Genomic DNA, 26,666 nt, shown 5'->3' on the forward strand with positions numbered 1-26,666 from the left:
CAATTTGTGGTTCTTATGTCTGAAACAAAAAACGAATTAGAAACGTTGCTGGAACAAGCGGCGACTGAGCCTGCGCATCGCCCGGCATTTTTCCGTACGTTGCTGGAATCCACCGTCTGGGTTCCGGGAACAGCCGCAGAAGGCGAGGCGGTGGTTGAAGATAGCGCGCTGGATCTGCAGCACTGGGAAAAAGAAGACGGCACCACCGTGATCCCGTTTTTCACTTCTCTTGAAGCCTTGCAGCAGGCCGTTGAAGACGAACAGGCATTTGTTGTGATGCCGGTACGCACGCTGTTTGAAATGACGTTGGGCGCAACGCTGTTTCTCAACGCCAAACTGCCAACCGGCAAAGAGTTTATGCCGCGCGAAATCAGTCTGCTGATAGGTGAAGAAGGGAATCCGCTGAGTACCCAGGAAGTGTTGGAAGGCGGCGAGTCGCTTATCCTCTCTGAGGTTGCGGAACCGCCGGTACAGATGATTGACTCACTGACCACGCTGTTTAAAACCATTAAACCCGTTAAACGGGCATTTATCTGCTCGATTAAAGAGAGTCCTGATGCTCAGCCGAACCTGCTGATTGGCATTGAAGCCGATGGTGATATTGAAGAGATTATTCATGCCACAGGCAGTGTAGCAACGGATACGTTACCGGGTGATGAACCGATTGATATCTGCCAGGTGGTGAAAGGTGAAAAAGGGGTCAGCCACTTTATTACCGAGCACATCGCGCCGTTCTACGAGCGCCGCTGGGGCGGTTTCCTGCGCGATTTTAAACAGAATCGAATTATCTAAAAGATGTTGCCGGATAAGCGAAGTGTTATCCGGCATTTCAAACGTTATGCCGGTTCTACTGGTAAATCGTTGCGCGCTCCCCATTCGCTCCACGCGCCGTCATACAATGCGACGTTGGGGACACCCAGCGTGGCAAGCGCCAGCACCACCACGGCAGCTGTTACGCCGGAGCCGCAGCTGGCGATAATTGGTCTGTCAAAACTCACGCCGTGGCTGAAGAAGATAGCATCCAGCTCATCGGTGGTTTTTAATTCGCCATCACGAACCAGTTCTGTCCACGGTACGTTCAGTGCACCTGGAACATGACCGCGCTTCAGGCCAGGACGCGGCTCGTCAACTTCCGCGTTAAAACGTGCAGCCGGTCGCGCATCGACAATCTGCGCGGTTTTTTCATGGCTGGCCAGCAGGACATCGGTCACCCGCACTACGGCCTCTGGCGTAAACGCGGTGTCAAACTCGCCTTCGGGCAAATCAACGCTCCCTTCCTGCAACGGTAACTCATCACGCTGCCAACTCGCAAAACCGCCTGCCAAAATGGAGACATTTTCCACGCCAAACGTGCGCAGCATCCACCAGGCTCGCGGGGCAGAAAATAGATTGCCGTCATCGTAGATGACCAGGTGTTTATCCTGATGTACACCCAACTCGCGCATGGCTACGGCGAAAGCCTCCGGACGTGGCATCATATGCGGTAACGCAGAGGTATGGTCGGAGAGCGCTTCGATATCAAAAAAAACCGCGCCAGGAAGATGGCCGGCGCGATACTCCTCGCCAACATCGCGATCTTCCTGTCCTGGAGGAGCCATCCGGGCATCAATAATTTGTATTTCCGGATCGTCAATGTGTTCGACAAGCCAGTCGGCAGCGACAAAGAAGGCGGTGGTCATAGGCATCTCCATTTTTACCAAGTTTCGGCAAATTGTCGGCTGTTTACCGTAAAGCGACAAGTAAAAGAGGCTGATTTGTCAGGTGGACCCACATTAATCACGAAAATTCAGACAACAACATCCTATTACTGACTTCCACCGCCTGAAATCTGACGCATAATAGTTGTTCTACGTAGCTAACGGGCCACTCAGGCCAGGGATGAAAAATGAAACATTTACGCGTAGTGGCCTGTATGCTGATGTTGGCGTTGGCGGGGTGCGATAATAACGATAAGCCGTCGACGGCGGCAAAAAATGATGCACTAGCCCCACAGACCACGCCGGCAAAAGATCCGGCGCAATTACATAAGCTGATGCAGCAAAGTCAGGGTAAACCGTTGACGCTTTTGGATGCTTCAGAAGTCCAGTTGGACGGTGCGGCGACGTTGGTGCTGACTTTCTCTATTCCTCTCGATCCTGAACAAGATTTTTCTCGCGTACTGCACGTTGTCGATAAAAAAAGCGGCAAAGTAGACGGAGCCTGGGAACTGGCGCCAAACCTGAAAGAGTTACGCTTACGTCATCTGGAGCCCAATCGCGAGCTGGTGGTGACCATCGAGCGCGATTTGCTGGCGCTGAATAAGGCGACGTTTGGCATCGAGTATGAAAAAAATATCACCACTCGCGATGTCCAGCCGAGCGTCGGGTTTGCCAGCCGTGGTTCGCTGTTACCTGGTAAAGTGATCGAAGGGTTACCGGTGATGGCGCTGAATGTCAACAGCGTGGATGTGAACTTCTTTCGCGTGAAACCGGAGTCGCTCGGTGCGTTTGTCAGCCAGTGGGAATACCGCAACTCGCTGTCTAACTGGGAATCAGACACCCTGCTGAAGATGGCGGAACTGGTTTATTCCGGGCGCTTTGACCTTAATCCTGCGCGCAATACCCGCGAGAAACTGCTGCTGCCGCTGGGTGATATCAAGCCGTTGCAACAGGCGGGTGTTTACGTTGCGGTGATGAACCAAGCCGGACAGTACAACTACAGCAATGCTGCCACGTTGTTCACGCTCAGTGATATTGGTGTTTCTGCACATCGTTACCACAATCAGCTGGATGTCTTTACCCAGAGCCTGGAAAACGGCGCTGCGCAGCAGGGGATTGATGTCACCTTACTCAATGAGAAAGGACAGACGCTGACGCAGGCGACCAGCGATGCGCAGGGACACGTGAAGCTCGAGACGGATAAAGACGCCGCTTTATTGCTGGCGCGTAAAGACGGACAAACCACGCTGCTGGATCTGAAATTGCCGGCGCTGGATCTGGCAGAATTTGATATTGCTGGGGCACCGGGATACAGCAAACAGTTCTTTATGTTCGGCCCACGCGATCTCTATCGTCCGGGTGAAACGGTGATCCTCAACGGACTGCTGCGCGACAGCGACGGCAAAACGTTGCCCGATCAGCCGGTTAAGCTGGAAGTCGTGAAACCCGACGGACAGGTATTACGCACGGTGGTCAGCCAGCCCGAAAACGGTTTGTATCGCCTGACCTGGCCGCTGGACAGCAGTGCGCCAACGGGTATGTGGCATATTCGCGCCAACACCGGCGATAACCGCTCACGGATGTGGGATTTCCACGTCGAAGATTTTATGCCCGAACGGATGGCGCTCAACCTCACTGCCAACAAAACGCCGATTGCTCCGACGGATGAAGTGAAGTTTTCGGTGGTGGGTTACTACCTTTACGGCGCACCAGCGAATGGTAATGCTCTGCAAGGGCAGCTTTTTCTGCGACCTCAGCGAGAGGCGGTTCCCGCATTGCCGGGGTTCCAGTTTGGTAATATTGCTGAAGAGAACCTCTCCCGTAGCCTCGATGAAGTTCAGCTGACGCTGGATGAAAATGGTCGCGGCGAAGTCACAACGAGCAGCCAGTGGCAGGAGGCACACTCTCCTTTACAGATTATTTTGCAGGCCAGCCTGCTGGAGTCGGGCGGCCGTCCGGTGACCCGTCGGGTAGAGCAGGCGGTCTGGCCTGCGGATACCCTTCCGGGCATTCGCCCGCAGTTTGCCGCGAAAGCCGTTTATGATTACCGCACCGACACCACGGTGAACCAACCCATCGTCGACGAAAACAGCAATGCCGCGTTTGATATTGTCTATGCCGATGCGAAAGGTGAGAAAAAAGCGGTTACCGATTTGCAAGTGCGTTTGATCCGCGAACGTCGGGATTATTACTGGAACTGGTCTGAGGGCGAAGGCTGGCAGTCTCAGTTCGATCAAAAGGATCTGGTCGAAGGCGAGCAGGCTTTGGATCTTAAGGCCGACGAAACCGGTAAAGTCAGCTTCCCGGTTGAGTGGGGTGCTTACCGTTTGGAAGTCAAAGCACCGAACGATACGGTGAGCAGCGTACGCTTCTGGGCCGGATACAGTTGGCAGGATAACAGCGACGGCAGCGGGGCTGTGCGCCCGGATCGCGTGACTCTGAAACTGGATAAACCCAATTATCGTCCTGGCGACACCATGAAGCTACACATTGCCGCACCTGCTGCCGGTAAAGGTTACGCGATGGTCGAGTCCAGCGAAGGTCCGCTGTGGTGGCAAGAGATCGACGTACCTGCGGATGGCCTTGATCTTTCTATCCCGGTCGATAAAACCTGGAATCGTCATGACTTGTATCTCAGCGCTTTGGTGATACGTCCTGGCGATAAATCCCGCTCAGCAACGCCAAAACGTGCGGTGGGATTACTGCATTTGCCGTTGGGCGATGAAAACCGTCGTCTTGATTTGACGCTGGAAAACCCGGCGAAAATGCGCCCCAATCAGCCGCTGACCGTCAAGGTGAAAGCCAGTGTTAAAAATGGTGAGATACCAAAGCAGGTTAATGTACTGGTATCCGCCGTTGACAGCGGGGTGTTGAATATCACGGATTACGCCACGCCGGATCCGTGGCAGGCGTTTTTCGGCCAAAAACGCTATGGCGCGGATATTTATGATATTTACGGCCAGGTGATCGAAGGGCAAGGTCGTCTGGCGGCGCTGCGTTTCGGTGGTGATGGCGATGAGTTAAAACGCGGCGGAAAACCGCCGGTCAATCACGTCAATATCGTGGCGCAGCAGGCGTTACCGGTCACGCTCAACGAGCAGGGCGAGGGGGCGGTGACATTACCGATTGGCGATTTCAACGGTGAACTTCGGGTGATGGCGCAAGCCTGGACAGAAGATGACTTTGGCAGCAGCGAAAGTAAAGTGATCGTTGCCGCGCCGGCGATCGCTGAACTGAATATGCCGCGCTTTATGGCCGGAGGCGATACCTCGCGCCTGACGCTGGATGTGACCAACCTGACCGACAAACCGCAGACGCTGAATATTAAGCTCGCAGCCAGTGGTTTACTGGAACTGGTGGGGCAAGATCCGGAACCGGTGAATCTGGCTCCGGGCGTGCGTACCACGCTGTTTATTCCGGTGCGGGCGCGGGAGGGATTCGGCGATGGCGAAATTCAGGCGCAGATTAGCGGCCTTGCGCTGCCGGGTGAAACGCTACCTGTTCAGCATAAACAGTGGAAGATTGGCGTGCGCCCGGCGTTCCCGGCGCAAACCATCAACAACGGCGTCGCGCTCCAGCCGGGCGAAACCTGGCAGGTTCCGGGCGAAGAACTGACCAACTTCTCTCCAGTCACGATGCAGGGGCAACTGCTGCTTAGCGGCAAGCCGCCGCTGAATCTGGCGCGCTACATCCGCGAACTGAAAGCCTATCCATACGGCTGTCTGGAGCAGACGGCCAGCGGATTGTTCCCATCTTTATATACCAATGCCGCACAGTTAAAGGCGTTAGGTATCGCGGGCGATAGCGATGATAAACGCCGTGAGGCGGTCGAGATCGGTATTTCCCGGTTACTACAAATGCAGCGTGACGACGGGGGTTTTGCGCTGTGGGATAAGAACGGGCCGGAAGAGTACTGGCTGAGCGCTTATGTCATGGATTTCCTCGTCCGAGCAAATGAGCAAGGCTACAGCGTTCCGGCTGAAGTGATTAACCAGGGTAATGCGCGGTTGCTGCGCTATTTGCAGGATTCGGGCATGATGTCGATTCGCTACACAGATGATACTGCAGCCAGCCGGTTTGCCGTGCAGGCCTATGCCGCGTTGGTGTTGGCCCGTCAGCAGAAGGCCCCGCTCGGCGCACTGCGCGAGATCTGGGAGCGTCGTGCCCAGGCCGCCTCCGGTCTGCCGCTGCTGCAACTGGGGGTCGCGTTGAAAAACATGGGCGATGCTAACCGCAGCGAACAGGCGTTGACGCTGGCCCTGAATACACCGCGCCGCGATGCGCAGCAATGGATGGCGGATTACGGCAGCCAGTTGCGTGATAACGCGCTGATGCTGGCGTTACTGGAAGAGAACAAACTGAAACTAGACGTACAAAACACATTGCTGAACACGCTATCAGAGCAGGCTTTTGGTCAACGCTGGCTCTCCACTCAGGAAAATAATGCGCTGTTCCTTGCTGCGCGCACATTGCAGGATTTGCCTGGCACGTGGCAGGCACAGACCTCGCTCTCTGCTCAGACGCTGGCGGGCGAGAAATCGCAAACCCGTAATCTGGATGCTGAACAGTTGTCTACTCTGGCGGTGACCAATACGGGTAACCTGCCGCTGTGGTTGCGTATGGATGTCAGTGGTTATCCGCAAACCTCGCCGCAGCCTGCCAGCAATGTACTGCACATTGAGCGTCAGGTTCTGGGCACCGATGGGCAGAGTAAATCGCTCTCGTCTCTGCGTAGCGGTGAGCTTGTGCTGGTGTGGCTGACGGTAAAAGCCAGCCAGAATGTACCGGATGCACTGGTCGTCGATTTACTGCCTGCCGGACTGGAGCTGGAAAACCAGAATCTGGCTAACGGCAGCGCCAGCCTGCAGGATAGCGGCAGTGAAGTGGCGAATCTGCTCAATCAAATGCAGCAGGCGGATATCCAGCACGTTGAGTTCCGCGACGATCGCTTTGTCGCGGCGGTCGCGGTCAACGAAGGGCAGCCGGTAACGTTGGTGTATCTGGCGCGAGCGGTTACGCCGGGAACGTATCAGGTGCCTGTACCACAAGTGGAGTCGATGTATGTTCCGCAGTGGCGTGCGACTGGCACGGCTGAGGGCCCGCTGATTGTCAGACCGTAAATGATGCATAGATGGGCTAAACGCGGCTGCTGGCTGGCAGCCGTTGCGTTATTAGCAGGGGTGGTGGTGTGGGCGGCGGATAAAATCTGGCCGCTGCCGCTGCATGAAGTTAATCCTGCGCGGGTGGTCGTGGCTCACGATGGTACGCCGCTGTGGCGCTTTGCCGACGCGGACGGTATCTGGCGTTATCCGGTCACCATTGAAGAGGTATCGCCCCGGTATCTTGAGGCGCTTATTAACTACGAAGATCGCTGGTTCTGGAAACATCCCGGCGTCAATCCGTTTTCAGTGCTGCGCGCGGCATGGCAGGACCTTTCTTCTGGACGCGTCGTCTCAGGCGGCAGTACGCTCACCATGCAGGTGGCGAGACTGCTTGACCCGCATCCGCGCACTTTCGGCGGCAAGTTCCGCCAGCTCTGGCGCGCATTCCAACTTGAGTGGCATCTATCCAAGCGTGACATCCTGACGCTGTATCTTAATCGCGCACCGTTTGGCGGTACGCTGCAAGGTGTCGGTGCCGCAAGCTGGGCGTATCTTGGCAAATCGCCAGCACAACTTAGTTACTCCGATGCTGCGCTATTGGCCGTCCTGCCGCAGGCACCGAGTCGTTTGCGCCCGGACCGTTGGCCGGAGCGGGCGGAAGTCGCACGAAATAAAGTGCTCGAACGCATGGCGACGCAGGGAGTCTGGTCGGCACAACAGGCGCAGGAATCACGTGAAGAACCGGTCTGGCTGGCACCGAGACAGATGCCGCAATTAGCACCACTGTTCTCGCGCATGATGCTGAATAAAAGCCGCAGCAACAAAATTGTCACCACGCTGGACGCCGGGCTGCAACGCCAACTGGAAGAGCTGGCGCAAAACTGGAAAGGTCGGCTACCGGCGCGCAGTTCGCTGGCGATGATTGTCGTTGATCACACCGATATGAGCGTGCGTGGCTGGGTCGGCTCGGTGGATATGAATGACGACACTCGTTTTGGTCATGTGGATATGGTGAGTGCAATCCGCTCGCCGGGATCTGTGCTGAAACCGTTTATCTATGGCCTGGCGCTGGATGACGGATTAATTCACCCGGCTTCATTATTACAGGACGTACCACGGCGTACCGGTGATTATCGACCAGGGAATTTTGACAGCGGTTTTCATGGCCCGGTAAGTATGGGAGAGGCGTTGATACGCTCGTTGAATCTACCGGCAGTCCAGGTACTGGAAGCTTACGGTCCGAAGCGTTTTGCCGCATCGTTGCGTAACGTTGGCTTACCGCTGTATCTGCCCGCAGGGGCTGCGCCAAATCTATCGCTGATCCTCGGCGGTGCAGGGGCAAGGCTGGAAGACATGGCCGCAGCGTACAGCGTATTTGCCCGTCAGGGGAAAGCAGGAAAATTGCGCCTGCAGCCGGAAGACCCGCTGCTGGAACGCCCGCTGATGTCGGCGGGGGCTGCGTGGATTATCCGGCGAATTATGGCGGATGAAGCGCAGCCCCTGCCGGATAATGCGCTGAGCCGCGTGGTGCCGCTGGCGTGGAAAACGGGCACCAGCTATGGCTATCGCGATGCGTGGGCTATTGGCATCAACTCACGTTACGTGATTGGCATCTGGACAGGCAGGCCAGACGGGACGCCGGTGGTGGGGCAATTTGGTTTTGCCAGCGCGGTGCCTTTGCTGAATCAGATTAATAACTTACTGTTGGCGCGTGGAACAAATCAGCCTGAAGATCCGCGACCAGAGTCGGTCAGCCGGGGCATGGTGTGCTGGCCGGGCGGGCAATTTTTGCCAGACGGGGACGGCAACTGTCGTCGCCGCTTAGCCACCTGGCTACTGGACGGTAGCCAGCCGCCTACGCTGTTATTACCCGAGCAGGAAGGGGTTAACGGTATTCGTTTTCCCGTCTGGTTAGATGAGGCAGGAAAGCGCGTTGCGCCAGATTGCGCGCAGGCGCGTGAACATATGTTAATCGTCTGGCCCTTACCGCTGGAGCCCTGGCTGCCGCAATCTGAGCGCCGAGCCGCACGGTTACCGCCGGTTTCCGCTACCTGCCCGCCGTTGGGGCAGGATGCTTTCTTACCGCTCCAGTTGACAGGCGTTCGTGATGGCGCGATTGTGAAACGTTTACCCGGTTCTCCGGAGGTCTCAGTACCGGTGCAAACCAGCGGTGGGACAGGTGAGCGCTGGTGGTTTCTTAACGGTGAGCGACTAGACGAGCGTGGGCGAAATCTTACCCTGCGCTTAACGGTAAAAGGGGAGTATCAGCTGCTGGTGATGGATGCTGGTGGGCAGGTTGCTACGGTGGGATTTGCTTTGCAGTAGACTAGCTTGATGTGGTTTGTTGCTAAAATTCATCTTATTTTAAAGAAATGTTACCTTCGTCAATAGTCAATTGCAGGGATGCTCTTTATAATCCGCGCCAGGTAAACGACAACAAAACATCTTTTTCAGAGGTAATCATGGCTATTGAACGTACTTTTTCCATCATCAAACCAAACGCGGTGGCAAAAAACGTTATTGGGAGCATCTTCGCGCGCTTTGAATCAGCAGGGTTCAAAATTGTCGGCACTAAAATGCTGCATCTGACCGTTGAACAGGCACGTGGTTTCTATGCTGAGCACGACGGCAAACCGTTCTTTGACGGTCTGGTTGAATTCATGACCTCCGGTCCAATTGTTGTTTCCGTACTGGAAAGCGAAAACGCCGTTCAGCGTCACCGCGATCTGCTGGGTGCAACCAACCCGGCGAATGCCCTGGCAGGCACGCTGCGTGCAGATTACGCTGACAGCTTTACTGAGAACGGCACCCACGGTTCAGACTCCGTTGAATCTGCCGCGCGTGAAATCGCCTATTTCTTTGGTGAAGGCGAAGTGTGCGCTCGTACTCGTTAATTTAACGGGTTCGTTTACATATTATTTTCGCTAATGCTTCGTGCAAACGTGGCATCCCTGCGCCAGACTTTGTACAATGCAACGCCCCGGAAGAGCAGACCGCTTGCCGGGGCGTTTCTTTTTAACCCTCCACGGGCCATAACGTGTAACAACGAGGCCGGAAAAAATTATGTCTGAATTAGTTAACACCTCTGAAGTCGTCATTGCTGCGGTTCCAAATAAAAATGGAAAAATTAACCTGCTGGATCTGAACCGTCAGCAGATGCGCGAATTCTTCAAAGAGATGGGCGAAAAACCGTTTCGTGCCGATCAGGTCATGAAGTGGATGTACCACTATTGCAGTGACAATTTTGATGACATGACTGACATCAATAAGGTGCTGCGCAACAAACTGAAAGAAGTCGCTGAAATTCGCGCCCCGGAAGTAGTGGAAGAGCAGCGTTCATCTGACGGCACTATCAAGTGGGCCATTGCTGTTGGCGATCAGCGCGTAGAAACCGTATATATCCCGGAAGACGATCGCGCCACCCTGTGTGTTTCTTCACAAGTTGGTTGTGCATTAGAGTGCAAATTTTGCTCTACGGCTCAACAGGGTTTTAATCGTAACCTGCGGGTGTCGGAAATCATCGGCCAGGTCTGGCGTGCAGCGAAAATCGTCGGTGCGGTGAAAGCAACAGGCGTGCGTCCTATCACCAACGTGGTGATGATGGGTATGGGTGAACCGTTGCTCAACCTGACCAACGTGGTTCCGGCGATGGAAATCATGCTTGATGACTTCGGTTTCGGGCTGTCCAAGCGTCGCGTCACGCTGTCCACCTCAGGTGTTGTTCCTGCGCTGGATAAACTGGGCGATATGATTGACGTTGCATTGGCGATTTCCCTGCATGCGCCGAACGATGAAATTCGTGACGAGATTGTGCCGATCAACAAAAAGTACAATATCGCAACGTTCCTCGAGTCCGTGCGTGGCTACATTTCGAAGTCTAACGCCAACCAGGGTCGCGTCACCATTGAATACGTGATGTTAGATCACATCAATGACGGTACTGAGCACGCGCATCAGCTGGCGGAACTGCTGAAAGATACGCCGTGTAAGATCAACCTGATCCCATGGAACCCGTTCCCGGGGGCACCGTACGGACGTAGTTCTAACAGCCGTATCGATCGTTTCTCCAAAGTATTGATGGGCTATGGTTTCACGACCATTGTGCGTAAAACACGCGGCGACGATATTGATGCGGCCTGCGGTCAGTTGGCGGGTGATGTCATTGACCGTACCAAGCGTACCCTGCGTAAGCGTATGCAGGGTGATGCTATCGACATCAAGACCGTTTGATGTTGGGTGTACTACGGTATAATTAATGTACCGTAGTGCAATATGAGTTACATGCGGTCCTTTGTTATACTCGTCAGGTCAATATTAACGGTGCGTTTCTGTCGACTTTAGGGCAGTATGTAACGGCGTAACAAGAGTTTAGCCCTGAGGTTTACGCTGTTTTGTCATTAGTAGTCTGACCGTTTTATACTGTCTGACGAAGGTTAACTGACCAGATGTTTCGCGGTGTGGGTGAGCATTATGGCTCACCGACATCAGAACCCAAATTTACGCAGCTGTAGCGAATGAATACTGAAGCCACGCACGACAAAAATGAAGCACTATCCACCGGCGTTCGTCTGCGCAATGCCCGTGAACAACTCGGATTCAGCCAGCAGGCAGTCGCGGAACGACTTTGCCTGAAGGTTTCCACGGTACGCGATATTGAAGAAGATAAGGCGCCAGCCGATCTCGCTTCAACATTTCTGCGCGGGTATATCCGTTCTTATGCGCGGTTGGTGCATATTCCTGAAGAAGAACTGTTGCCAGGGCTGGAAAAACAGGCTCCGATTCGCCCAGCCAAAGTGGCGCCAATGCAGAGCTTCTCGCTCGGTAAGCGTCGTAAAAAACGCGATGGCTGGTTAATGACCTTTACCTGGCTGGTACTGTTTGTCGTGGTTGGACTGACAGGAGCCTGGTGGTGGCAGAACCACAAAGCGCAGCAGGAAGAGATCACCACGATGGCCGATCAATCCTCCGCTGAACTGAACGCCGGCAAAGACAATGCACAGAGCATACCGTTAGATACCAGTGCTGCGGCAAGCCAGGGTTCGACCCCGGCGCCGGAAGAAGGTACGGTAGCTGACGCTACGCCAGCGCCTGAAGCCGCTGCAACACCTGCACCAGTCGCCGATGTTCAACAGAATGCGGTGGTCGCACCGTCTCAGGCGAACGTCGACACCGCGACGGCGGTACCAGCCGCACCGGCTACGGCTGCACCGCTGCCGACCGATCAGGCGGGTGTGACAACGCCTGCTGCCGATCCTAACGCGCTGGTGATGAATTTCACCGCCGACTGCTGGCTGGAAGTGACCGATGCGACCGGTAAAAAACTGTTTAGCGGCATGCAGCGTAAAGATGGCGCATTAAATCTTACCGGCCAGGCACCGTACAAACTGAAAATTGGTGCTCCGGCAGCAGTACAGATTCAGTACCAGGGTAAACCTGTCGACCTGAGTCGTTTTATCAGAACTAACCAGGTTGCGCGTCTGACCGTTAATGCCGAACAATCACCGGCTCAGTAACAGACGGCAATGCGGGAGATTTTGTAATGCATAACCAGGCTCCAATTCAACGTAGAAAATCGACACGCATTTACGTTGGGAATGTGCCGATTGGCGATGGCGCGCCCATCGCCGTACAGTCTATGACCAATACGCGGACCACTGACGTGGCGGCGACGGTCAATCAAATCAAAGCGCTGGAACGCGTCGGCGCAGACATTGTTCGAGTCTCAGTACCAACAATGGATGCTGCAGAAGCGTTCAAGCTTATCAAACAGCAGGTTAATGTCCCGCTGGTTGCCGATATTCATTTCGACTATCGTATCGCGCTAAAAGTGGCGGAATACGGCGTCGATTGTCTGCGTATCAACCCAGGTAATATCGGTAATGAAGAGCGTATTCGCATGGTTGTGGATTGCGCTCGTGATAACAACATTCCTATCCGCATCGGCGTTAATGCCGGATCGCTGGAAAAAGATCTGCAGGAAAAATACGGCGAACCGACGCCACAGGCGCTGCTGGAATCTGCCATGCGCCATGTGGATCATCTCGATCGCCTGAACTTCGACCAGTTCAAAGTGAGCGTTAAGGCATCTGACGTTTTCCTCGCCGTAGAATCCTATCGCCTGCTGGCGAAACAGATCGATCAGCCGCTGCATCTGGGGATCACCGAAGCCGGTGGTGCACGCAGTGGATCAGTGAAGTCCGCGATAGGCCTGGGATTGCTGCTGTCGGAAGGGATCGGCGATACGCTGCGCATCTCTCTGGCGGCCGATCCGGTTGAAGAGATCAAAGTAGGGTTCGATATTCTGAAATCGCTGCGCATTCGCGCGCGCGGGATCAACTTTATCGCCTGCCCAACCTGTTCCCGTCAGGAATTCGACGTTATCGGCACGGTGAACGCGCTGGAGCAACGCCTGGAAGATATCATCACGCCAATGGACGTTTCGATCATCGGCTGCGTGGTTAACGGTCCTGGCGAAGCGCTGGTTTCCACGCTCGGGGTAACGGGCGGCAACAAGAAAAGCGGTCTGTACGAAGACGGTGTGCGCAAAGATCGCATCGACAACGACGATATGATTACGCAGCTTGAAGCCCGTATTCGCGCTAAGGCGAGTATTCTGGACGAAGCGCGTCGTATCGACGTGCAGCAGCTTGAAAAATAATAACGTGATGGGAAGCGGCGTGCTTCCCGTGTATGATTGAACCCGCATGGCGCCCGCATTGTTCGGGTTAGCGCTGAGGGTTCATTTTTATATCCATAAAGAGAATAAACGTGGCAAAAAACATTCAAGCCATTCGCGGCATGAACGATTATCTGCCTGGCGAAACCGCCATCTGGCAGCGCATTGAAGGCACTCTTAAAAACGTGCTCGGCAGCTACGGTTACAGTGAAATCCGCTTGCCGATTGTAGAGCAGACCCCGTTATTCAAACGCGCGATAGGTGAAGTCACCGACGTGGTTGAAAAAGAGATGTACACCTTTGAGGACCGTAATGGCGACAGCCTGACTCTGCGTCCTGAAGGGACGGCTGGCTGCGTACGCGCCGGCATCGAACATGGTCTCCTGTACAATCAGGAACAGCGTCTGTGGTATATCGGGCCAATGTTCCGCCACGAGCGCCCGCAAAAAGGTCGCTATCGCCAATTCCATCAGCTGGGTGTCGAAGTGTTTGGTCTGCAAGGCCCGGACATTGATGCTGAGCTGATTATGCTGACCGCCCGCTGGTGGCGTGCGCTGGGTATTTCTCAGCATGTCAGCCTTGAGCTGAACTCCATTGGTTCGCTGGAAGCGCGTGCGAACTACCGTGATGCGCTGGTTGCTTACCTGGAACAGTATAAAGATAAACTGGACGAAGACTGCAAGCGCCGCATGTACACCAACCCGCTGCGCGTGCTCGACTCCAAAAACCCGGAAGTACAGGCGCTGCTCAACGACGCACCTGCGCTGGGCGACTACCTGGATGACGACTCACGCGAGCATTTCGCTGGTCTGTGCAAGCTGCTGGAATCAGCAGGTATTGCCTACACCGTTAACCAGCGCCTGGTTCGTGGTCTCGACTACTACAACCGTACCGTATTTGAGTGGGTCACCAGCAGTCTGGGCTCGCAGGGTACCGTGTGTGCGGGCGGTCGTTACGACGGTCTCGTAGAACAGCTTGGCGGTCGTGCAACGCCTGCAGTTGGTTTCGCGATGGGGCTGGAACGACTTGTTTTGTTGGTTCAGGCAGTTAATCCGGAATTTATTGCTTCTCCTGTTGTCGATATATACCTGATCGCTTCAGGTGCGGATACACAGTCGGCGGCAATGACGCTGGCTGAACGTCTGCGCGATGAAGTTCCGGGTGTGAAACTGATGACAAACCACGGTGGCGGCAACTTTAAGAAACAGTTTGCTCGCGCCGACAAGTGGGGTGCTCGCGTTGCACTGGTACTGGGTGAGTCCGAAGTGGCTGACGGTACTGTTGTAGTGAAGGATTTGCGCACTGGTGAGCAAACGGCAGTAGCGCAGGATAGCGTTGCCGCGCATTTGCGCACTTTGACTTGCTAAGGAGAAGGACTGCGTGGAAATTTACGAGAACGAAAACGACCAGGTTGATGCGGTAAAACGCTTCTTTGCCGAGAACGGTAAAGCGCTGGTGGTTGGGGTGATTTTAGGAGTTGGCGCACTGGTTGGCTGGCGTTACTGGACCAGCCATCAGACGGAGTCCGCACGCTCTGCTTCTCTGGCGTATCAAAATACGGTGACTGCGGTCAGCGCGGGCAAACCGGACAGCATTCCTGCAGCAGAGAAATTTGCACAAGAGAACAAAAATACATACGGCGCGTTAGCTTCGATGGAACTGGCGCAGCAGTTTGTTGACCAAAACGAACTTGAGAAAGCCGCTACCCAGCTGCAACAAGGACTGGCGGCCACCAGCGATGAGAATCTCAAAGCGGTGATTAATCTGCGTCTTGCTCGTGTTCAGGTTCAGCTTAAACAAGCGGATACCGCGCTAAAAACACTCGATACCATTAAAGGTGAAGGGTGGACGGCAATTGTCGCCGATCTGCGTGGCGAAGCGTTGTTGAGCAAAGGCGACAAACAAGGTGCGCGTAGCGCATGGGAAGCTGGCGTGAAAAGCGATGCCTCTCCTGCTCTGAGCGAAATGATGCAGATGAAAATCAATAATTTGTCCATCTGAGAGGGACCCGATGCAATTGCGTAAATTACTTCTGCCAGGGCTGCTTTCCGTTACCCTATTGAGCGGCTGTTCACTGTTTAGTGGCGAAGAAGATGTCGTTAAGATGTCCCCATTACCGGTGGTTGAAAACCAGTTTACTCCGTCCACTGCATGGAGCACCTCTGTAGGTAACGGTATTGGTGATTTCTATTCCAATCTTCATCCTGCGCTGGCGGATAACGTTGTCTATGCTGCCTCTCGCGCCGGTGTAGTGAAAGCGTTGAATGCAGACGACGGCAAAGAGGTCTGGTCTGTTAATCTCGGTGAGAAAGACGGTTGGTTCTCTCGCGCTTCTGCACAGCTTTCTGGCGGTGTAACGGTTTCTGGTGGTCATGTTTATATCGGCAGCGAAAAAGCGCAGGTTTATGCGCTTAATACCAGTGACGGTACCATTGCATGGCAGACTCGAGTCGCTGGTGAAGCGCTGTCTCGCCCGGTGGTAAGTGACGGTGTTGTATTGATTCACACCAGTAACGGTCAGCTGCAGGCATTGAACGAAGCTGACGGTGCCGTCAAATGGACCGTCAACCTGGATATGCCGTCGCTTTCTTTACGCGGTGAATCTGCCCCGGCTAGCGCTTTCGGCGCCGCGATTGTCGGCGGTGATAACGGTCGCGTGAGTGCCGTGCTGATGCAACAGGGCCAGATGATTTGGCAGCAACGTATTTCTCAGGCGACTGGTCCAACTGAAATCGACCGTCTGAGTGATGTAGACACCACGCCGGTTATCGTTAATGGCGTTGTGTATGCCCTGGCTTATAATGGTAATCTGACGGCTCTGGATCTGCGCAGCGGCCAGATTATGTGGAAACGCGAGCTCGGCTCGGTGAATGATTTCATCGTCGACGGCAACCGCATCTACCTGGTTGATCAGAATGACCGCGTTCTGGCGCTGACTACTGACGGCGGCGTAACACTGTGGACGCAAAGCGATCTGCTACACCGTCTGTTGACGTCCCCAGTGCTGTATAATGGCAACCTGGTTGTCGGCGATAGTGAAGGCTATCTGCACTGGATTAACGTTGATGACGGCCGCTTTGTGGCCCAGCAGAAAGTCGACAGCTCTGGTTTCCTGACCGAGCCGGTATCGGCTGATGGTAAACTGCTGATCCAGGCAAAAGACGGTACGCTGTACTCTATTACGCGTTAATCGTCCTGGCCGCTCGCTTTGAAAAACGGCTCCTGGTGCAGGGGCCGTTTTACTGTTTTTAACAATGGCGTAAAAATGCGTCCGTTGTCTGATGATTTTTTAAATGAGGCTTTAAACATGGTACCTGTGGTCGCGCTTGTCGGGCGCCCTAACGTTGGCAAATCCACGTTATTTAACCGTCTAACTCGCACCCGAGATGCGCTGGTTGCGGATTTCCCGGGTCTGACTCGTGACCGTAAGTACGGTCGTGCGGAAATCGAAGGCCGCGAGTTTATCTGTATTGATACCGGTGGTATTGATGGCACCGAAGACGGTGTCGAAACCCGCATGGCTGAACAGTCGCTGTTAGCCATCGAGGAAGCAGACGTTGTGCTGTTCATGGTCGACGCACGTGCTGGCCTAATGCCGGCAGATGAAGCGATCGCCAAACATCTGCGCTCGCGCCAAAAACCGACTTTCCTGGTTGCCAACAAAACTGACGGACTCGATCCGGATCAGGCCGTTGTTGATTTCTATTCGCTGGGTTTAGGTGAAATTCACCCTATTGCGGCTTCTCATGGTCGTGGTGTTCTCAGCCTGCTGGAGCACGTTCTGCTGCCCTGGATGGATGACGTTGCACCGCAGGAAGAAGTGGATGAAGACGCGGAATACTGGGCGAAGCTGGAAGCCGAAGAAAACGGTGAGGAAGAGCCTGAAGATGACTTCAACCCGCAGGATCTGCCAATCAAACTGGCGATTGTCGGGCGTCCGAACGTAGGTAAGTCCACACTGACCAACCGTATTCTCGGCGAAGACCGCGTGGTGGTTTACGACATGCCGGGAACCACGCGAGACAGCATTTACATCCCGATGGAACGTGATGGGCGCGAATATGTGCTGATCGACACCGCGGGCGTGCGCAAACGTGGCAAGATTACTGAAGCGGTAGAGAAATTCTCTGTTATCAAGACACTGCAGGCGATTGAAGATGCCAACGTGGTGATGCTGGTGATTGACGCCCGTGAAGGTATTTCCGATCAGGATCTGTCGCTGCTGGGCTTTATTCTCAATAGTGGGCGCTCACTTGTTATCGTTGTCAACAAATGGGATGGCCTGACTCAGGAAGTGAAAGAGCAGGTTAAAGAGACGCTGGACTTCCGTCTGGGCTTTATCGATTTTGCCCGCGTGCACTTTATCTCTGCGCTACACGGCAGCGGTGTGGGGAATCTGTTTGAGTCCGTGCGTGAGGCGTATGACAGCTCAACCCGCCGCGTCAGCACCGCGATGCTTACCCGTATCATGACCATGGCGACAGAAGACCATCAGCCGCCGCTGGTGCGTGGTCGTCGTGTGAAGCTGAAATATGCGCATGCCGGTGGTTATAACCCGCCGATCGTGGTGATTCACGGCAACCAGGTTAAAGACCTGCCTGACTCATACAAACGCTATCTGATGAATTACTTCCGTAAGTCACTGGAAGTGATGGGAACGCCGATCCGTATTCAGTTCAAAGAAGGGGAAAACCCCTATGCGAATAAGCGTAATACGTTGACGCCAACTCAGATGCGTAAACGTAAGCGTCTGATTCAACACATTAAGAAAAGCAAATAATCCTTGCTGACCTCGATAAAAACCCGCGCGTGTCGCGGGTTTTTTTGTCGCCTGTTCATCGCATGTATTTGTCCGTGTGATGTCAATCACTATTCGTTTTGTGCCAAGTTTAAATCTAAGAAAGTAGACAATCGTCGAACTTTCATCTTAAAGTCCTGGGGTTGGTACTAGACAAAACTAGCACTAGGTTATCAAATGGTTAAATAACCCTTCGCCGTATGTAAAAAATCGGCCGGATACATAACTGGCTGGCGTACATTGCGGTGTTTACAAGCACAACGACATACCTTTTCGGGAGAATTATGCAATCCTCTGTTAATCCAAAAGAAAGCCGAACGTTCTTCGGCCATCCTTACCCGCTTGGCTCGCTGTTCTTCACTGAAATGTGGGAACGTTTTTCATTTTACGGAATCCGTCCGTTACTGATCCTGTTTATGGCGGCTACCGTTTATGACGGCGGTATGGGATTGGCACGTGAAAACGCCTCGGCGATTGTCGGTATCTTTGCCGGTACTATGTATCTTGCTGCGCTGCCGGGGGGCTGGTTGGCGGATAACTGGCTCGGCCAACAGAAAGCGGTCTGGTATGGTTCTATTCTGATTGCGCTCGGCCATCTGTCGATTGCGCTCTCTGCCATCATGGGTAACAACCTGTTCTTTATCGGCCTGATGTTCATCGTACTCGGCTCTGGTCTGTTTAAGACCTGTATCTCGGTTATGGTCGGCACGCTGTATAAAAAAGGCGATGCGCGCCGTGACGGCGGTTTCTCGCTGTTCTACATGGGCATCAACATCGGCTCGTTCATTGCACCGCTGATCTCCGGCTGGCTGATTAAAACGCACGGCTGGCACTGGGGGTTTGGTATCGGTGGTATCGGGATGTTGGTGGCGTTGATCATCTTCCGTATCTTTGCCGTTCCAGCGATGAAACGCTACGATAGTGAAGTCGGTTTGGATTCCACCTGGAATAACCCGGTGGTGAAGAAAAACGGTGTCGGCGCGTGGTTATTGGCACTGGCTGTGGGTGTGGCTATTGTTGTTACACTGATTGCGCAGGGCGTGATTGTTATTAACCCAGTTGCCGTTGCCAGCATGCTGGTGTACGTGATTGCGGCATCCGTCGCCCTCTACTTCATCTATCTGTTTGTCTTTGCTGGCCTGAACCGTAAAGAGCGTGCCAGGCTGCTGGTCTGCTTTATCCTGCTGGTCTCTGCTGCATTCTTCTGGTCTGCGTTTGAGCAGAAACCTACCTCGTTCAACCTGTTCGCCAACGACTACACTAACCGTATGATCGGCGATTTTGAAATTCCGGCCGTATGGTTTCAGTCGATTAACGCATTGTTTATCATCCTGCTGGCCCCGGTATTCAGCTGGGCGTGGCCAAAACTGGCGAGCATGAACATTCGCCCCAGCAGTATCACCAAGTTTGTTATTGGCATTCTCTGTGCTGCGGCGGGCTTTGGCGTGATGATGCTGGCGGCGCAAGACGTACTGGAAAATGGTGGTGCAGGTGTTTCTCCATTCTGGCTGGTGGGCAGTATTCTGATGCTGACGCTCGGCGAACTGTGTCTGAGTCCAATAGGCCTGGCAACCATGACATTGCTTGCACCTGAAAGAATGCGTGGTCAGATGATGGGGTTGTGGTTCTGCGCAAGCGCGCTGGGCAACCTGGCTGCAGGTCTGATTGGGGGGCATGTGAAGGCCGATCAGCTTGATATGCTGCCAGATCTGTTCGCGCGTTGCTCTATCGCGTTGCTTATCTGCGCTGCGGTACTGATCGTCCTCATTGTTCCGATTCGTCGCATGCTGGAGAATACGCAAACTAAACCGGCAACTAGCGCCTGATAACACCTCGACTGTGCCGGGGCAGACGTTATGCCCCGGCAATTCATTTACGAGGTGAGAACATGTTGTTAGGGTTTGTTGGGCTTGGCGCAGTGGTTGAAACGGCATACTTACCCGCAATACGACACCTTTTTGGCGAGACGGTAAGTTGCCTTGGATTTGATATACAATCCGCAAAGCAACCAGTAGGCGTGACTTGCTGTTCTTCGCTCGCTGAACTTCTTTCTCAGCCTCTTGATACTCTTTTTATCACCACGGCATCTTTGTACCATCTTGAAGTCCTTGAACAGGCGTTGACCTCATTGATCCCGCGTATCGTGGTCGAAAAACCGATTGTCGCCACGCTTCCCCAAATAGAAAAACTGAAAATGCTGCTGGCAATGTCCGGTGTGGCGTCTCGCGTGCTGGCGCTCGATCACTGGATGGCTCGTAGTGGCGTGACTCAACTGATGTTAGGCGAACTTGGCCCGCAGTGGCAGGGAGATAACTGCTATGTCGGGCTGACACCTGCCTTTGCGGATATCGTCAGAATCGAAGGCTTTTTGCAGGAGCCGAGTGGATTTAACGCCGCAGGGGAGCCTGTTGCACTCAACTTTGCTACGGGGGAGCCGGATACCCGCGAACTTCACCACCCGGATGGCGTCATTCTGGATATTGGCACACATGTGCTGGCGATGCTGCGTGAAACAGTACGCTACCTGGGAGGAAATGATGATATGACGTTGCAGGTGGTGAGTGCAAAAGATCGTCTGGGACGTGACATCGTCGAGGGTGACCTAATGACGGCAGAAGGTGAGGCACATCTTCAGGGGCAGATTAGCGGTATTCCACTGGCGATCTGGCTCAATAAATACGCGGGGGCAACTGGCGGGCAAAAAGGCCTACGGTTTTACCTGAGTGATGGACGCGTTATCAGCTATGACCGACGCGGTGCAGAGGATGTGCTGGAACTTATTGATGGCAGTACCGTTTTATTGTGGAGCCTTCCTGGTGCGATCTACACCCACTGCCTGGCAGAGCATATTCTGGGAGCGCAAAGCCTGTTTGAACGTAACCCAGAAGAGGTGGAACGTACGACGCAGCGCAGACTTGAAGAAGTCGAAAACCTGCTGATGTTACAGCAACAGTTGCGTGGCCCACATTAAGCGCATCGTGTTAAAATTGAAGCAGTATAAAATTCCCTGAACAGGAGTCACCATGTCGATTATCTGCCCGGATTGCCATGCACAACTAGTGCCACAAAACGGAGTGGCGCACTGTGAGAGTTGCAACAAAGATGTTCCGCTTGAAGCGCGCTGCCCGGAGTGTCATCAGCTACTCCAGGTGTTAAAAGCCTGCGGTGCGGTGGATTATTTCTGCCAAAACGGCCATGGGATGATTTCTAAAAAGCGAGTGAAGTTTGTGCCGATTTAATCCGGTTTTTTCTTCCGCGTTTTTTTCGCGGGCGTTACGCCTTTCACTTCGCTCTCTACCCAGCCGTCCGCCAGCCGAGTAGTGAGCATATCACCGGCTTTTACTTGTTTGGTCTGCTTCAGCACTTTACCACCAGTTACGCTGGTGACGCTGTATCCGCGCGCCAGCGTGGAGAGTGGGCTCACGGCTTCAAGATGCGTCACCGCATTGCCAAAGCGCTGGCGGGTGGTGCTAAGACGGGCGCGCACGTTTTCCGCCAGACGATATTCCAGTTGCTGAATACGGGTTTGCGCACGGTAAATTCGTGGTTGTGGGTTTTGGTGGTTCAGTCTTTGAATAATGCGCTGCTGGTACGACACTGTACGCTTAAGCTGATTCTCCAACGCAAAACGCATACGTTTTTGCAGGCGTTCCAGTGCGGTCTGCTGGCGTACCAGGCGTAGCTGTGGATGCTGCTGCTGTAAGCGGTGATGAATCTGTGTAAAGCGACGGGTACGGTTGGCGAGAAAATAATCCATCGCCATTTCCAGACGCTGCTGACCATTCTGAATCTGACGCAGCAGTTCCTGCTGGTTACGACTGACAATTTCCGCCGCTGCTGATGGCGTAGGTGCGCGCAGGTCGCCGACAAAATCGGCAATGGTGACGTCGGTTTCATGGCCGACCGCGCTGACAACCGGAATGCGGCTGGCAAAAATTGCCCGCGCAACCCGCTCGTCGTTAAAGCTCCACAAATCTTCCAGTGAGCCGCCGCCGCGCCCAACGATTAACACGTCACACTCGTTGCGGGCATTCGCCAGCTTAATGGCGCGAACGATTTGCCCTGGCGCATCGTCACCCTGTACCGCGGTCGGGTAAATAATGACTGGCAGCGAGGGATCTCGACGTTTGAGGACGTGGAGAATATCGTGCAGCGCAGCTCCGGTTTTCGAAGTGATCACCCCGACGCAGTGGGCCGGAGAGGGAAGTGGTTGCTTGAACTGCTGATCGAACAGCCCTTCAGCCTGTAGAGTTGCCTTCAGCTGTTCATACTTCTGCTGCAACAGACCTTCACCTGCAGGCTGCATACTCTCAACGATGATTTGATAATCACCGCGCGGCTCATACAACGTAATATTGGCGCGCACCAGCACCTGCTGCCCATGCTGAGGCCTGAAGGTCACGCGACGGTTGCTGTTGCGAAACATCGCGCAGCGTACCTGAGCGGTATCGTCTTTTAAGGTGAAATACCAGTGACCGGAAGACGGCTGGGTAAAGTTAGAAATCTCGCCGCTGATCCACACCTGTCCCATCTCTTGTTCTAACAACAGACGAACGGCCTGATTAAGGCGGCTTACGGTAAAAATTGAAGAGGTCTGAGAGGATAACATGTGAGCGGGATCAAATTCTAAATCAGCAGGTTATTCAATCGATAGTAACCCGCCCACAGGGGATCGCAAGGTTTTTTTGCAAAAAAGTGTGGATGCAATCGGTTACGCTCTGTATAATGCCACGGCAATATTTATTAACCAATCTGGTCGAGATATTGCCCATGCTACGTATTGCCAAAGAAGCCCTGACGTTTGACGACGTCCTCCTCGTTCCCGCTCATTCTACCGTTCTGCCGAATACTGCTGATCTCAGCACGCAGTTGACGAAAACTATTCGTCTGAACATTCCTATGCTCTCCGCAGCGATGGATACTGTGACTGAAGCGCGCCTTGCAATTGCTCTGGCACAGGAAGGCGGCATCGGTTTTATCCACAAAAACATGTCCATCGAGCGCCAGGCAGAAGAAGTTCGCCGCGTGAAAAAACACGAATCTGGCGTGGTTACTGACCCACAGACTGTGCTGCCTACCACGACCCTGCGTGAAGTGAAAGAACTGACCGAGCGTAACGGTTTTGCGGGCTACCCGGTTGTTACCGAAGATAACGAACTGGTGGGTATCATCACCGGTCGTGACGTGCGTTTTGTGACCGACCTCAGCCAACCCGTCAGTGTGTACATGACACCGAAAGAGCGTCTGGTCACGGTACGTGAAGGCGAAGCGCGTGATGTTGTGCTGGCAAAAATGCACGAAAAACGCGTTGAGAAAGCACTGGTTGTTGATAACGGCTTCCATCTGCGCGGCATGATCACCGTAAAAGACTTCCAGAAAGCTGAACGTAAACCTAACGCCTGTAAAGACGAGCATGGCCGTCTGCGTGTCGGTGCTGCAGTCGGCGCGGGTGCGGGTAACGAAGAGCGTGTTGATGCGCTGGTTGCCGCAGGCGTTGACGTGTTACTGATTGACTCCTCTCACGGCCACTCTGAAGGCGTATTGCAGCGTATCCGTGAAACCCGTGCGAAATACCCGGATCTGCAAATTATCGGCGGTAACGTTGCGACGGGCGCAGGCGCTCGTGCGCTGGCTGAAGCTGGTTGCAGCGCGGTGAAAGTGGGTATCGGCCCAGGTTCTATTTGTACGACTCGTATCGTGACCGGCGTGGGTGTTCCGCAGATCACCGCCGTTTCCGACGCGGTTGAAGCGCTGGAAGGTACTGGTATTCCGGTTATCGCTGACGGCGGTATCCGTTTCTCTGGCGATATCGCAAAAGCGATTGCGGCAGGCGCGGCAGCGGTAATGGTGGGCTCTATGCTGGCCGGAACCGAAGAATCTCCGGGTGAAATTGAACTCTACCAGGGCCGTTCTTACAAATCCTACCGCGGTATGGGCTCTCTGGGCGCGATGTCCAAAGGCTCTTCTGACCGTTACTTCCAGAGCGATAACGCTGCTGACAAACTGGTACCGGAAGGTATCGAAGGTCGCGTTGCCTATAAAGGCCGCCTGAAAGAGATTATTCACCAGCAGATGGGTGGCCTGCGCTCCTGTATGGGTCTGACCGGCTGTGGTACTATCGACGCGCTGCGAACGAAAGCAGAGTTTGTACGCATCAGCGGTGCGGGTATTCAGGAAAGTCACGTTCACGACGTGACCATCACCAAAGAGTCCCCTAACTACCGTATGGGCTCCTGATCAGTTTCCGCGCCCGGCTCCTATGCCGGGCGAATTTGTTTCACTTGCCTCGGAATTAGCGTCAATGACAGACAATATTCATAAACATCGCATTCTCATCCTCGATTTCGGTTCGCAGTACACTCAACTGGTGGCACGTCGCGTACGTGAGCTGGGCGTCTACTGTGAGCTGTGGGCATGGGATGTTACGGAAGCACAAATTCGCGAATTCAACCCAAGCGGTATTATTCTTTCCGGCGGTCCGGAAAGCACTACCGAAGCTAACAGCCCGCGAGCACCAGAGTACGTATTCAATGCTGGTGTCCCTGTATTCGGTGTCTGTTACGGTATGCAGACTATGGCGATGCAGCTGGGTGGCCATGTGGAAGGGTCTCACGAGCGTGAATTCGGCTATGCACAGGTAGAAGTTCAGACCGACAGCGCGCTGATCCGTGGCATCGAAGATTCACTGACAGCAGACGGTAAACCGCTGCTGGATGTTTGGATGAGTCATGGTGACAAAGTCACCGCCATTCCGGAAGGTTTCGTCACCGTTGCCAGCACCGAAAGCTGCCCGTTTGCCATTATGGCGCACGAAGAAAAACGTTTCTACGGTGTACAGTTCCACCCGGAAGTGACCCACACCCGTCAGGGGTTGCGTATGCTGGAGCGCTTTGTGCGTGACATCTGCCAGTGTGAAGCCCTGTGGACGCCGGCAAAAATCATTGACGACGCTGTGGAGCGTATCCGTCAACAGGTTGGCGACGACAAAGTGATCCTCGGTCTGTCCGGCGGCGTTGACTCCTCCGTAACCGCCATGCTGCTGCATCGTGCTATCGGTAAAAACCTGACCTGCGTATTCGTTGATAACGGTCTGCTGCGCCTTAATGAAGCTGATCAGGTTATGGATATGTTCGGTGACCACTTCGGTTTGAACATCATTCACGTTAAAGGCGAGCAGCGTTTCCTGGACGCGCTGAAAGGCGAGAACGATCCGGAAGCCAAACGTAAAATTATCGGTCGCGTGTTCGTTGAAGTTTTCGACGAAGAAGCGCTGAAACTGCAAGACGTGAAGTGGCTGGCGCAGGGCACTATCTACCCGGACGTGATCGAATCTGCAGCTTCTGCCACCGGTAAAGCACACGTCATCAAATCTCACCACAACGTCGGCGGCCTGCCGAAAGAGATGAAGATGGGTCTTGTTGAACCGCTGCGTGAGCTGTTCAAAGACGAAGTGCGTAAAATTGGCCTGGAGCTGGGCCTGCCGTACGACATGCTGTACCGTCACCCGTTCCCGGGACCAGGTCTGGGCGTACGTGTGCTGGGCGAAGTGAAGAAAGAGTACTGCGACCTGCTGCGTCGTGCTGACGCTATCTTTATCGAAGAACTGCACAAAGCCGACCTGTACAACAAAGTGAGCCAGGCGTTCACCGTGTTCCTGCCGGTTCGTTCTGTTGGCGTGATGGGCGATGGCCGTAAGTACGACTGGGTGGTTTCCCTGCGTGCTGTCGAAACCATCGACTTTATGACTGCCCACTGGGCGCACCTGCCGTATGACTTCCTGGGCCGCGTGTCCAACCGCATCATCAACGAAGTGAACGGTATTTCCCGCGTGGTGTATGACATCAGCGGTAAGCCGCCAGCAACGATTGAGTGGGAATAACTGTATTTCCTTTCGCCTGATTTTCCGTAGGTAAATTGTTCAAAAACCCCCTGTTTTTACAGAGGGTTTTTTATTTTTGCAGTCAATTGACCCGTTGTTGCCACGACGCTTACCAATGTGCTCATCCTGCGTGATGATATGATTAATGGTGTATTTCATATTCGCCAAAGATCACATCCTATTTTAGAAAAAGCATAAAATCCTGTTGAATATAAAAATAGCAAAAGGGTTATATAATCCTTTAAGTACATGTTAAATATAAATGTACGCCCTATTGATATTAATTAAATAATATCGGTTAGCGGCTATTTGAGCATTGTTTGTGTTTTTTATGTCCAATAAACAGAAACATAGAACATCAGTGTGAATCGTGGATCGACAAGAGAGTGTCATTGTGAAGAAGAACGATTTGCTGGGAAGTAACGTGTAGGGTTATAAAAATAGTGAGAGGAAGGGACATAAATCCCTTACCGGATGGTTAAATGTCATACGATTAGCCATCCGGTAAGGAATC

At 53.8% G+C, this 26,666-nt stretch carries 18 protein-coding genes; 16 read left to right on the forward strand and 2 right to left on the reverse strand.

What is annotated here, in order from left to right; translation table 11 throughout:
- Positions 1–15 precede the first annotated feature (15 nt).
- Complete coding sequence (gene sseB / locus E4Z61_RS23220) at positions 16–792, forward strand: enhanced serine sensitivity protein SseB (protein ID WP_135324757.1); 777 nt, start codon at positions 16–18, stop codon at positions 790–792.
- A gap of 44 nt (positions 793–836) precedes the next feature.
- Here the strand turns inward: sseB and sseA are convergent, their stop codons facing one another.
- On the reverse strand, positions 837–1,679 hold the full coding sequence (gene sseA / locus E4Z61_RS23225; RefSeq protein WP_135324758.1) for a 3-mercaptopyruvate sulfurtransferase: 843 nt from the start codon (positions 1,677–1,679) through the stop codon (positions 837–839).
- Positions 1,680–1,885: 206 nt separating this feature from the next.
- On the opposite strand from sseA, the gene E4Z61_RS23230 reads away from it, so the two are divergent.
- The 13 genes from E4Z61_RS23230 to E4Z61_RS23290 all read left to right on the forward strand — a co-directional run bounded on the left by E4Z61_RS23230 (position 1,886) and on the right by E4Z61_RS23290 (position 21,512).
- A complete protein-coding gene (locus E4Z61_RS23230) occupies positions 1,886–6,817 on the forward strand; it encodes an alpha-2-macroglobulin family protein (RefSeq protein WP_135324759.1) in 4,932 nt (1,643 codons plus the stop codon).
- Positions 6,818–9,124 carry a peptidoglycan glycosyltransferase PbpC gene (gene pbpC, locus E4Z61_RS23235; RefSeq protein ID WP_135324760.1) on the forward strand — a complete coding sequence of 769 codons (2,307 nt, stop codon included), beginning with the start codon at positions 6,818–6,820 and terminating at the stop codon, positions 9,122–9,124.
- A gap of 137 nt (positions 9,125–9,261) precedes the next feature.
- A complete protein-coding gene (gene ndk, locus E4Z61_RS23240) occupies positions 9,262–9,693 on the forward strand; it encodes a nucleoside-diphosphate kinase (protein ID WP_135324761.1) in 432 nt (143 codons plus the stop codon).
- A gap of 169 nt (positions 9,694–9,862) precedes the next feature.
- Positions 9,863–11,029 (forward strand): dual-specificity RNA methyltransferase RlmN, encoded by a 1,167-nt coding sequence (gene rlmN / locus E4Z61_RS23245; protein WP_115257784.1) that lies wholly within the window; start codon positions 9,863–9,865, stop codon positions 11,027–11,029.
- Between the two features lie 284 nt (positions 11,030–11,313).
- Positions 11,314–12,312, forward strand: coding sequence for a cytoskeleton protein RodZ (rodZ, locus tag E4Z61_RS23250; RefSeq protein ID WP_135324762.1), 999 nt, complete (start codon positions 11,314–11,316; stop codon positions 12,310–12,312).
- 26 nt (positions 12,313–12,338) lie between these two features.
- A complete protein-coding gene (gene ispG / locus E4Z61_RS23255; RefSeq protein WP_135324763.1) occupies positions 12,339–13,457 on the forward strand; it encodes a flavodoxin-dependent (E)-4-hydroxy-3-methylbut-2-enyl-diphosphate synthase in 1,119 nt (372 codons plus the stop codon).
- A gap of 110 nt (positions 13,458–13,567) precedes the next feature.
- The gene (gene hisS / locus E4Z61_RS23260) at positions 13,568–14,842 is read left to right on the forward strand and encodes a histidine--tRNA ligase (protein ID WP_135324764.1); all 1,275 of its coding nucleotides are present in this window, start codon (positions 13,568–13,570) and stop codon (positions 14,840–14,842) included.
- A 13-nt stretch (positions 14,843–14,855) separates the two neighbouring features.
- Complete coding sequence (locus E4Z61_RS23265; RefSeq protein ID WP_135324765.1) at positions 14,856–15,476, forward strand: YfgM family protein; 621 nt, start codon at positions 14,856–14,858, stop codon at positions 15,474–15,476.
- Positions 15,477–15,486: 10 nt separating this feature from the next.
- Entirely contained in the window at positions 15,487–16,665 is a 1,179-nt protein-coding gene (gene bamB, locus E4Z61_RS23270) for an outer membrane protein assembly factor BamB (RefSeq protein WP_135324766.1), read from the forward strand.
- Positions 16,666–16,782: 117 nt separating this feature from the next.
- Positions 16,783–18,255, forward strand: a complete 1,473-nt coding sequence (gene der, locus E4Z61_RS23275) for a ribosome biogenesis GTPase Der (protein WP_135324767.1) — start codon at positions 16,783–16,785, stop codon at positions 18,253–18,255.
- 302 nt (positions 18,256–18,557) lie between these two features.
- The gene (locus tag E4Z61_RS23280) at positions 18,558–20,099 is read left to right on the forward strand and encodes a peptide MFS transporter (RefSeq protein WP_135324768.1); all 1,542 of its coding nucleotides are present in this window, start codon (positions 18,558–18,560) and stop codon (positions 20,097–20,099) included.
- A gap of 62 nt (positions 20,100–20,161) precedes the next feature.
- Positions 20,162–21,244, forward strand: coding sequence for a Gfo/Idh/MocA family oxidoreductase (locus E4Z61_RS23285; RefSeq protein ID WP_135324769.1), 1,083 nt, complete (start codon positions 20,162–20,164; stop codon positions 21,242–21,244).
- Positions 21,245–21,296: 52 nt separating this feature from the next.
- Positions 21,297–21,512: a zinc ribbon domain-containing protein gene (locus E4Z61_RS23290; RefSeq protein WP_135324770.1), complete on the forward strand. Its 216-nt coding sequence runs from the start codon at positions 21,297–21,299 to the stop codon at positions 21,510–21,512.
- Here E4Z61_RS23290 and xseA read toward each other — a convergent pair.
- A complete protein-coding gene (gene xseA / locus E4Z61_RS23295) occupies positions 21,509–22,882 on the reverse strand; it encodes an exodeoxyribonuclease VII large subunit (RefSeq protein ID WP_135324771.1) in 1,374 nt (457 codons plus the stop codon). The two genes, E4Z61_RS23290 and xseA, sit on opposite strands and share 4 nt — an antisense overlap.
- A gap of 161 nt (positions 22,883–23,043) precedes the next feature.
- Between xseA and guaB the strand changes: the two genes are divergently transcribed.
- Positions 23,044–24,510: an IMP dehydrogenase gene (guaB, locus tag E4Z61_RS23300; RefSeq protein ID WP_135324772.1), complete on the forward strand. Its 1,467-nt coding sequence runs from the start codon at positions 23,044–23,046 to the stop codon at positions 24,508–24,510.
- Positions 24,511–24,574: 64 nt separating this feature from the next.
- Positions 24,575–26,152: a glutamine-hydrolyzing GMP synthase gene (guaA, locus tag E4Z61_RS23305; protein WP_135324773.1), complete on the forward strand. Its 1,578-nt coding sequence runs from the start codon at positions 24,575–24,577 to the stop codon at positions 26,150–26,152.
- The last annotated feature ends 514 nt before the right edge of the window (positions 26,153–26,666 follow it).

This window comes from Citrobacter tructae (genome assembly GCF_004684345.1).
Lineage (GTDB): Bacteria > Pseudomonadota > Gammaproteobacteria > Enterobacterales > Enterobacteriaceae > Citrobacter > Citrobacter tructae.

Excerpts from the sequence above, each read along its gene's own strand:
- sseB (WP_135324757.1), top strand. The coding sequence starts at position 16 with ATGTCTGAAACAAAAAACGAATTAGAAACGTTGCTGGAACAAGCGGCG.
- E4Z61_RS23280 (WP_135324768.1), top strand. The coding sequence starts at position 18,558 with ATGCAATCCTCTGTTAATCCAAAAGAAAGCCGAACGTTCTTCGGCCAT.
- der (WP_135324767.1), top strand. The coding sequence starts at position 16,783 with ATGGTACCTGTGGTCGCGCTTGTCGGGCGCCCTAACGTTGGCAAATCC.
- pbpC (WP_135324760.1), top strand. The coding sequence starts at position 6,818 with ATGATGCATAGATGGGCTAAACGCGGCTGCTGGCTGGCAGCCGTTGCG.
- E4Z61_RS23285 (WP_135324769.1), top strand. The coding sequence starts at position 20,162 with ATGTTGTTAGGGTTTGTTGGGCTTGGCGCAGTGGTTGAAACGGCATAC.
- guaB (WP_135324772.1), top strand. The coding sequence starts at position 23,044 with ATGCTACGTATTGCCAAAGAAGCCCTGACGTTTGACGACGTCCTCCTC.
- guaA (WP_135324773.1), top strand. The coding sequence starts at position 24,575 with ATGACAGACAATATTCATAAACATCGCATTCTCATCCTCGATTTCGGT.
- rodZ (WP_135324762.1), top strand. The coding sequence starts at position 11,314 with ATGAATACTGAAGCCACGCACGACAAAAATGAAGCACTATCCACCGGC.
- sseA (WP_135324758.1), bottom strand. The coding sequence starts at position 1,679 with ATGACCACCGCCTTCTTTGTCGCTGCCGACTGGCTTGTCGAACACATT.
- xseA (WP_135324771.1), bottom strand. The coding sequence starts at position 22,882 with ATGTTATCCTCTCAGACCTCTTCAATTTTTACCGTAAGCCGCCTTAAT.
- ispG (WP_135324763.1), top strand. The coding sequence starts at position 12,339 with ATGCATAACCAGGCTCCAATTCAACGTAGAAAATCGACACGCATTTAC.
- rlmN (WP_115257784.1), top strand. The coding sequence starts at position 9,863 with ATGTCTGAATTAGTTAACACCTCTGAAGTCGTCATTGCTGCGGTTCCA.
- ndk (WP_135324761.1), top strand. The coding sequence starts at position 9,262 with ATGGCTATTGAACGTACTTTTTCCATCATCAAACCAAACGCGGTGGCA.
- E4Z61_RS23290 (WP_135324770.1), top strand. The coding sequence starts at position 21,297 with ATGTCGATTATCTGCCCGGATTGCCATGCACAACTAGTGCCACAAAAC.
- E4Z61_RS23230 (WP_135324759.1), top strand. The coding sequence starts at position 1,886 with ATGAAACATTTACGCGTAGTGGCCTGTATGCTGATGTTGGCGTTGGCG.
- bamB (WP_135324766.1), top strand. The coding sequence starts at position 15,487 with ATGCAATTGCGTAAATTACTTCTGCCAGGGCTGCTTTCCGTTACCCTA.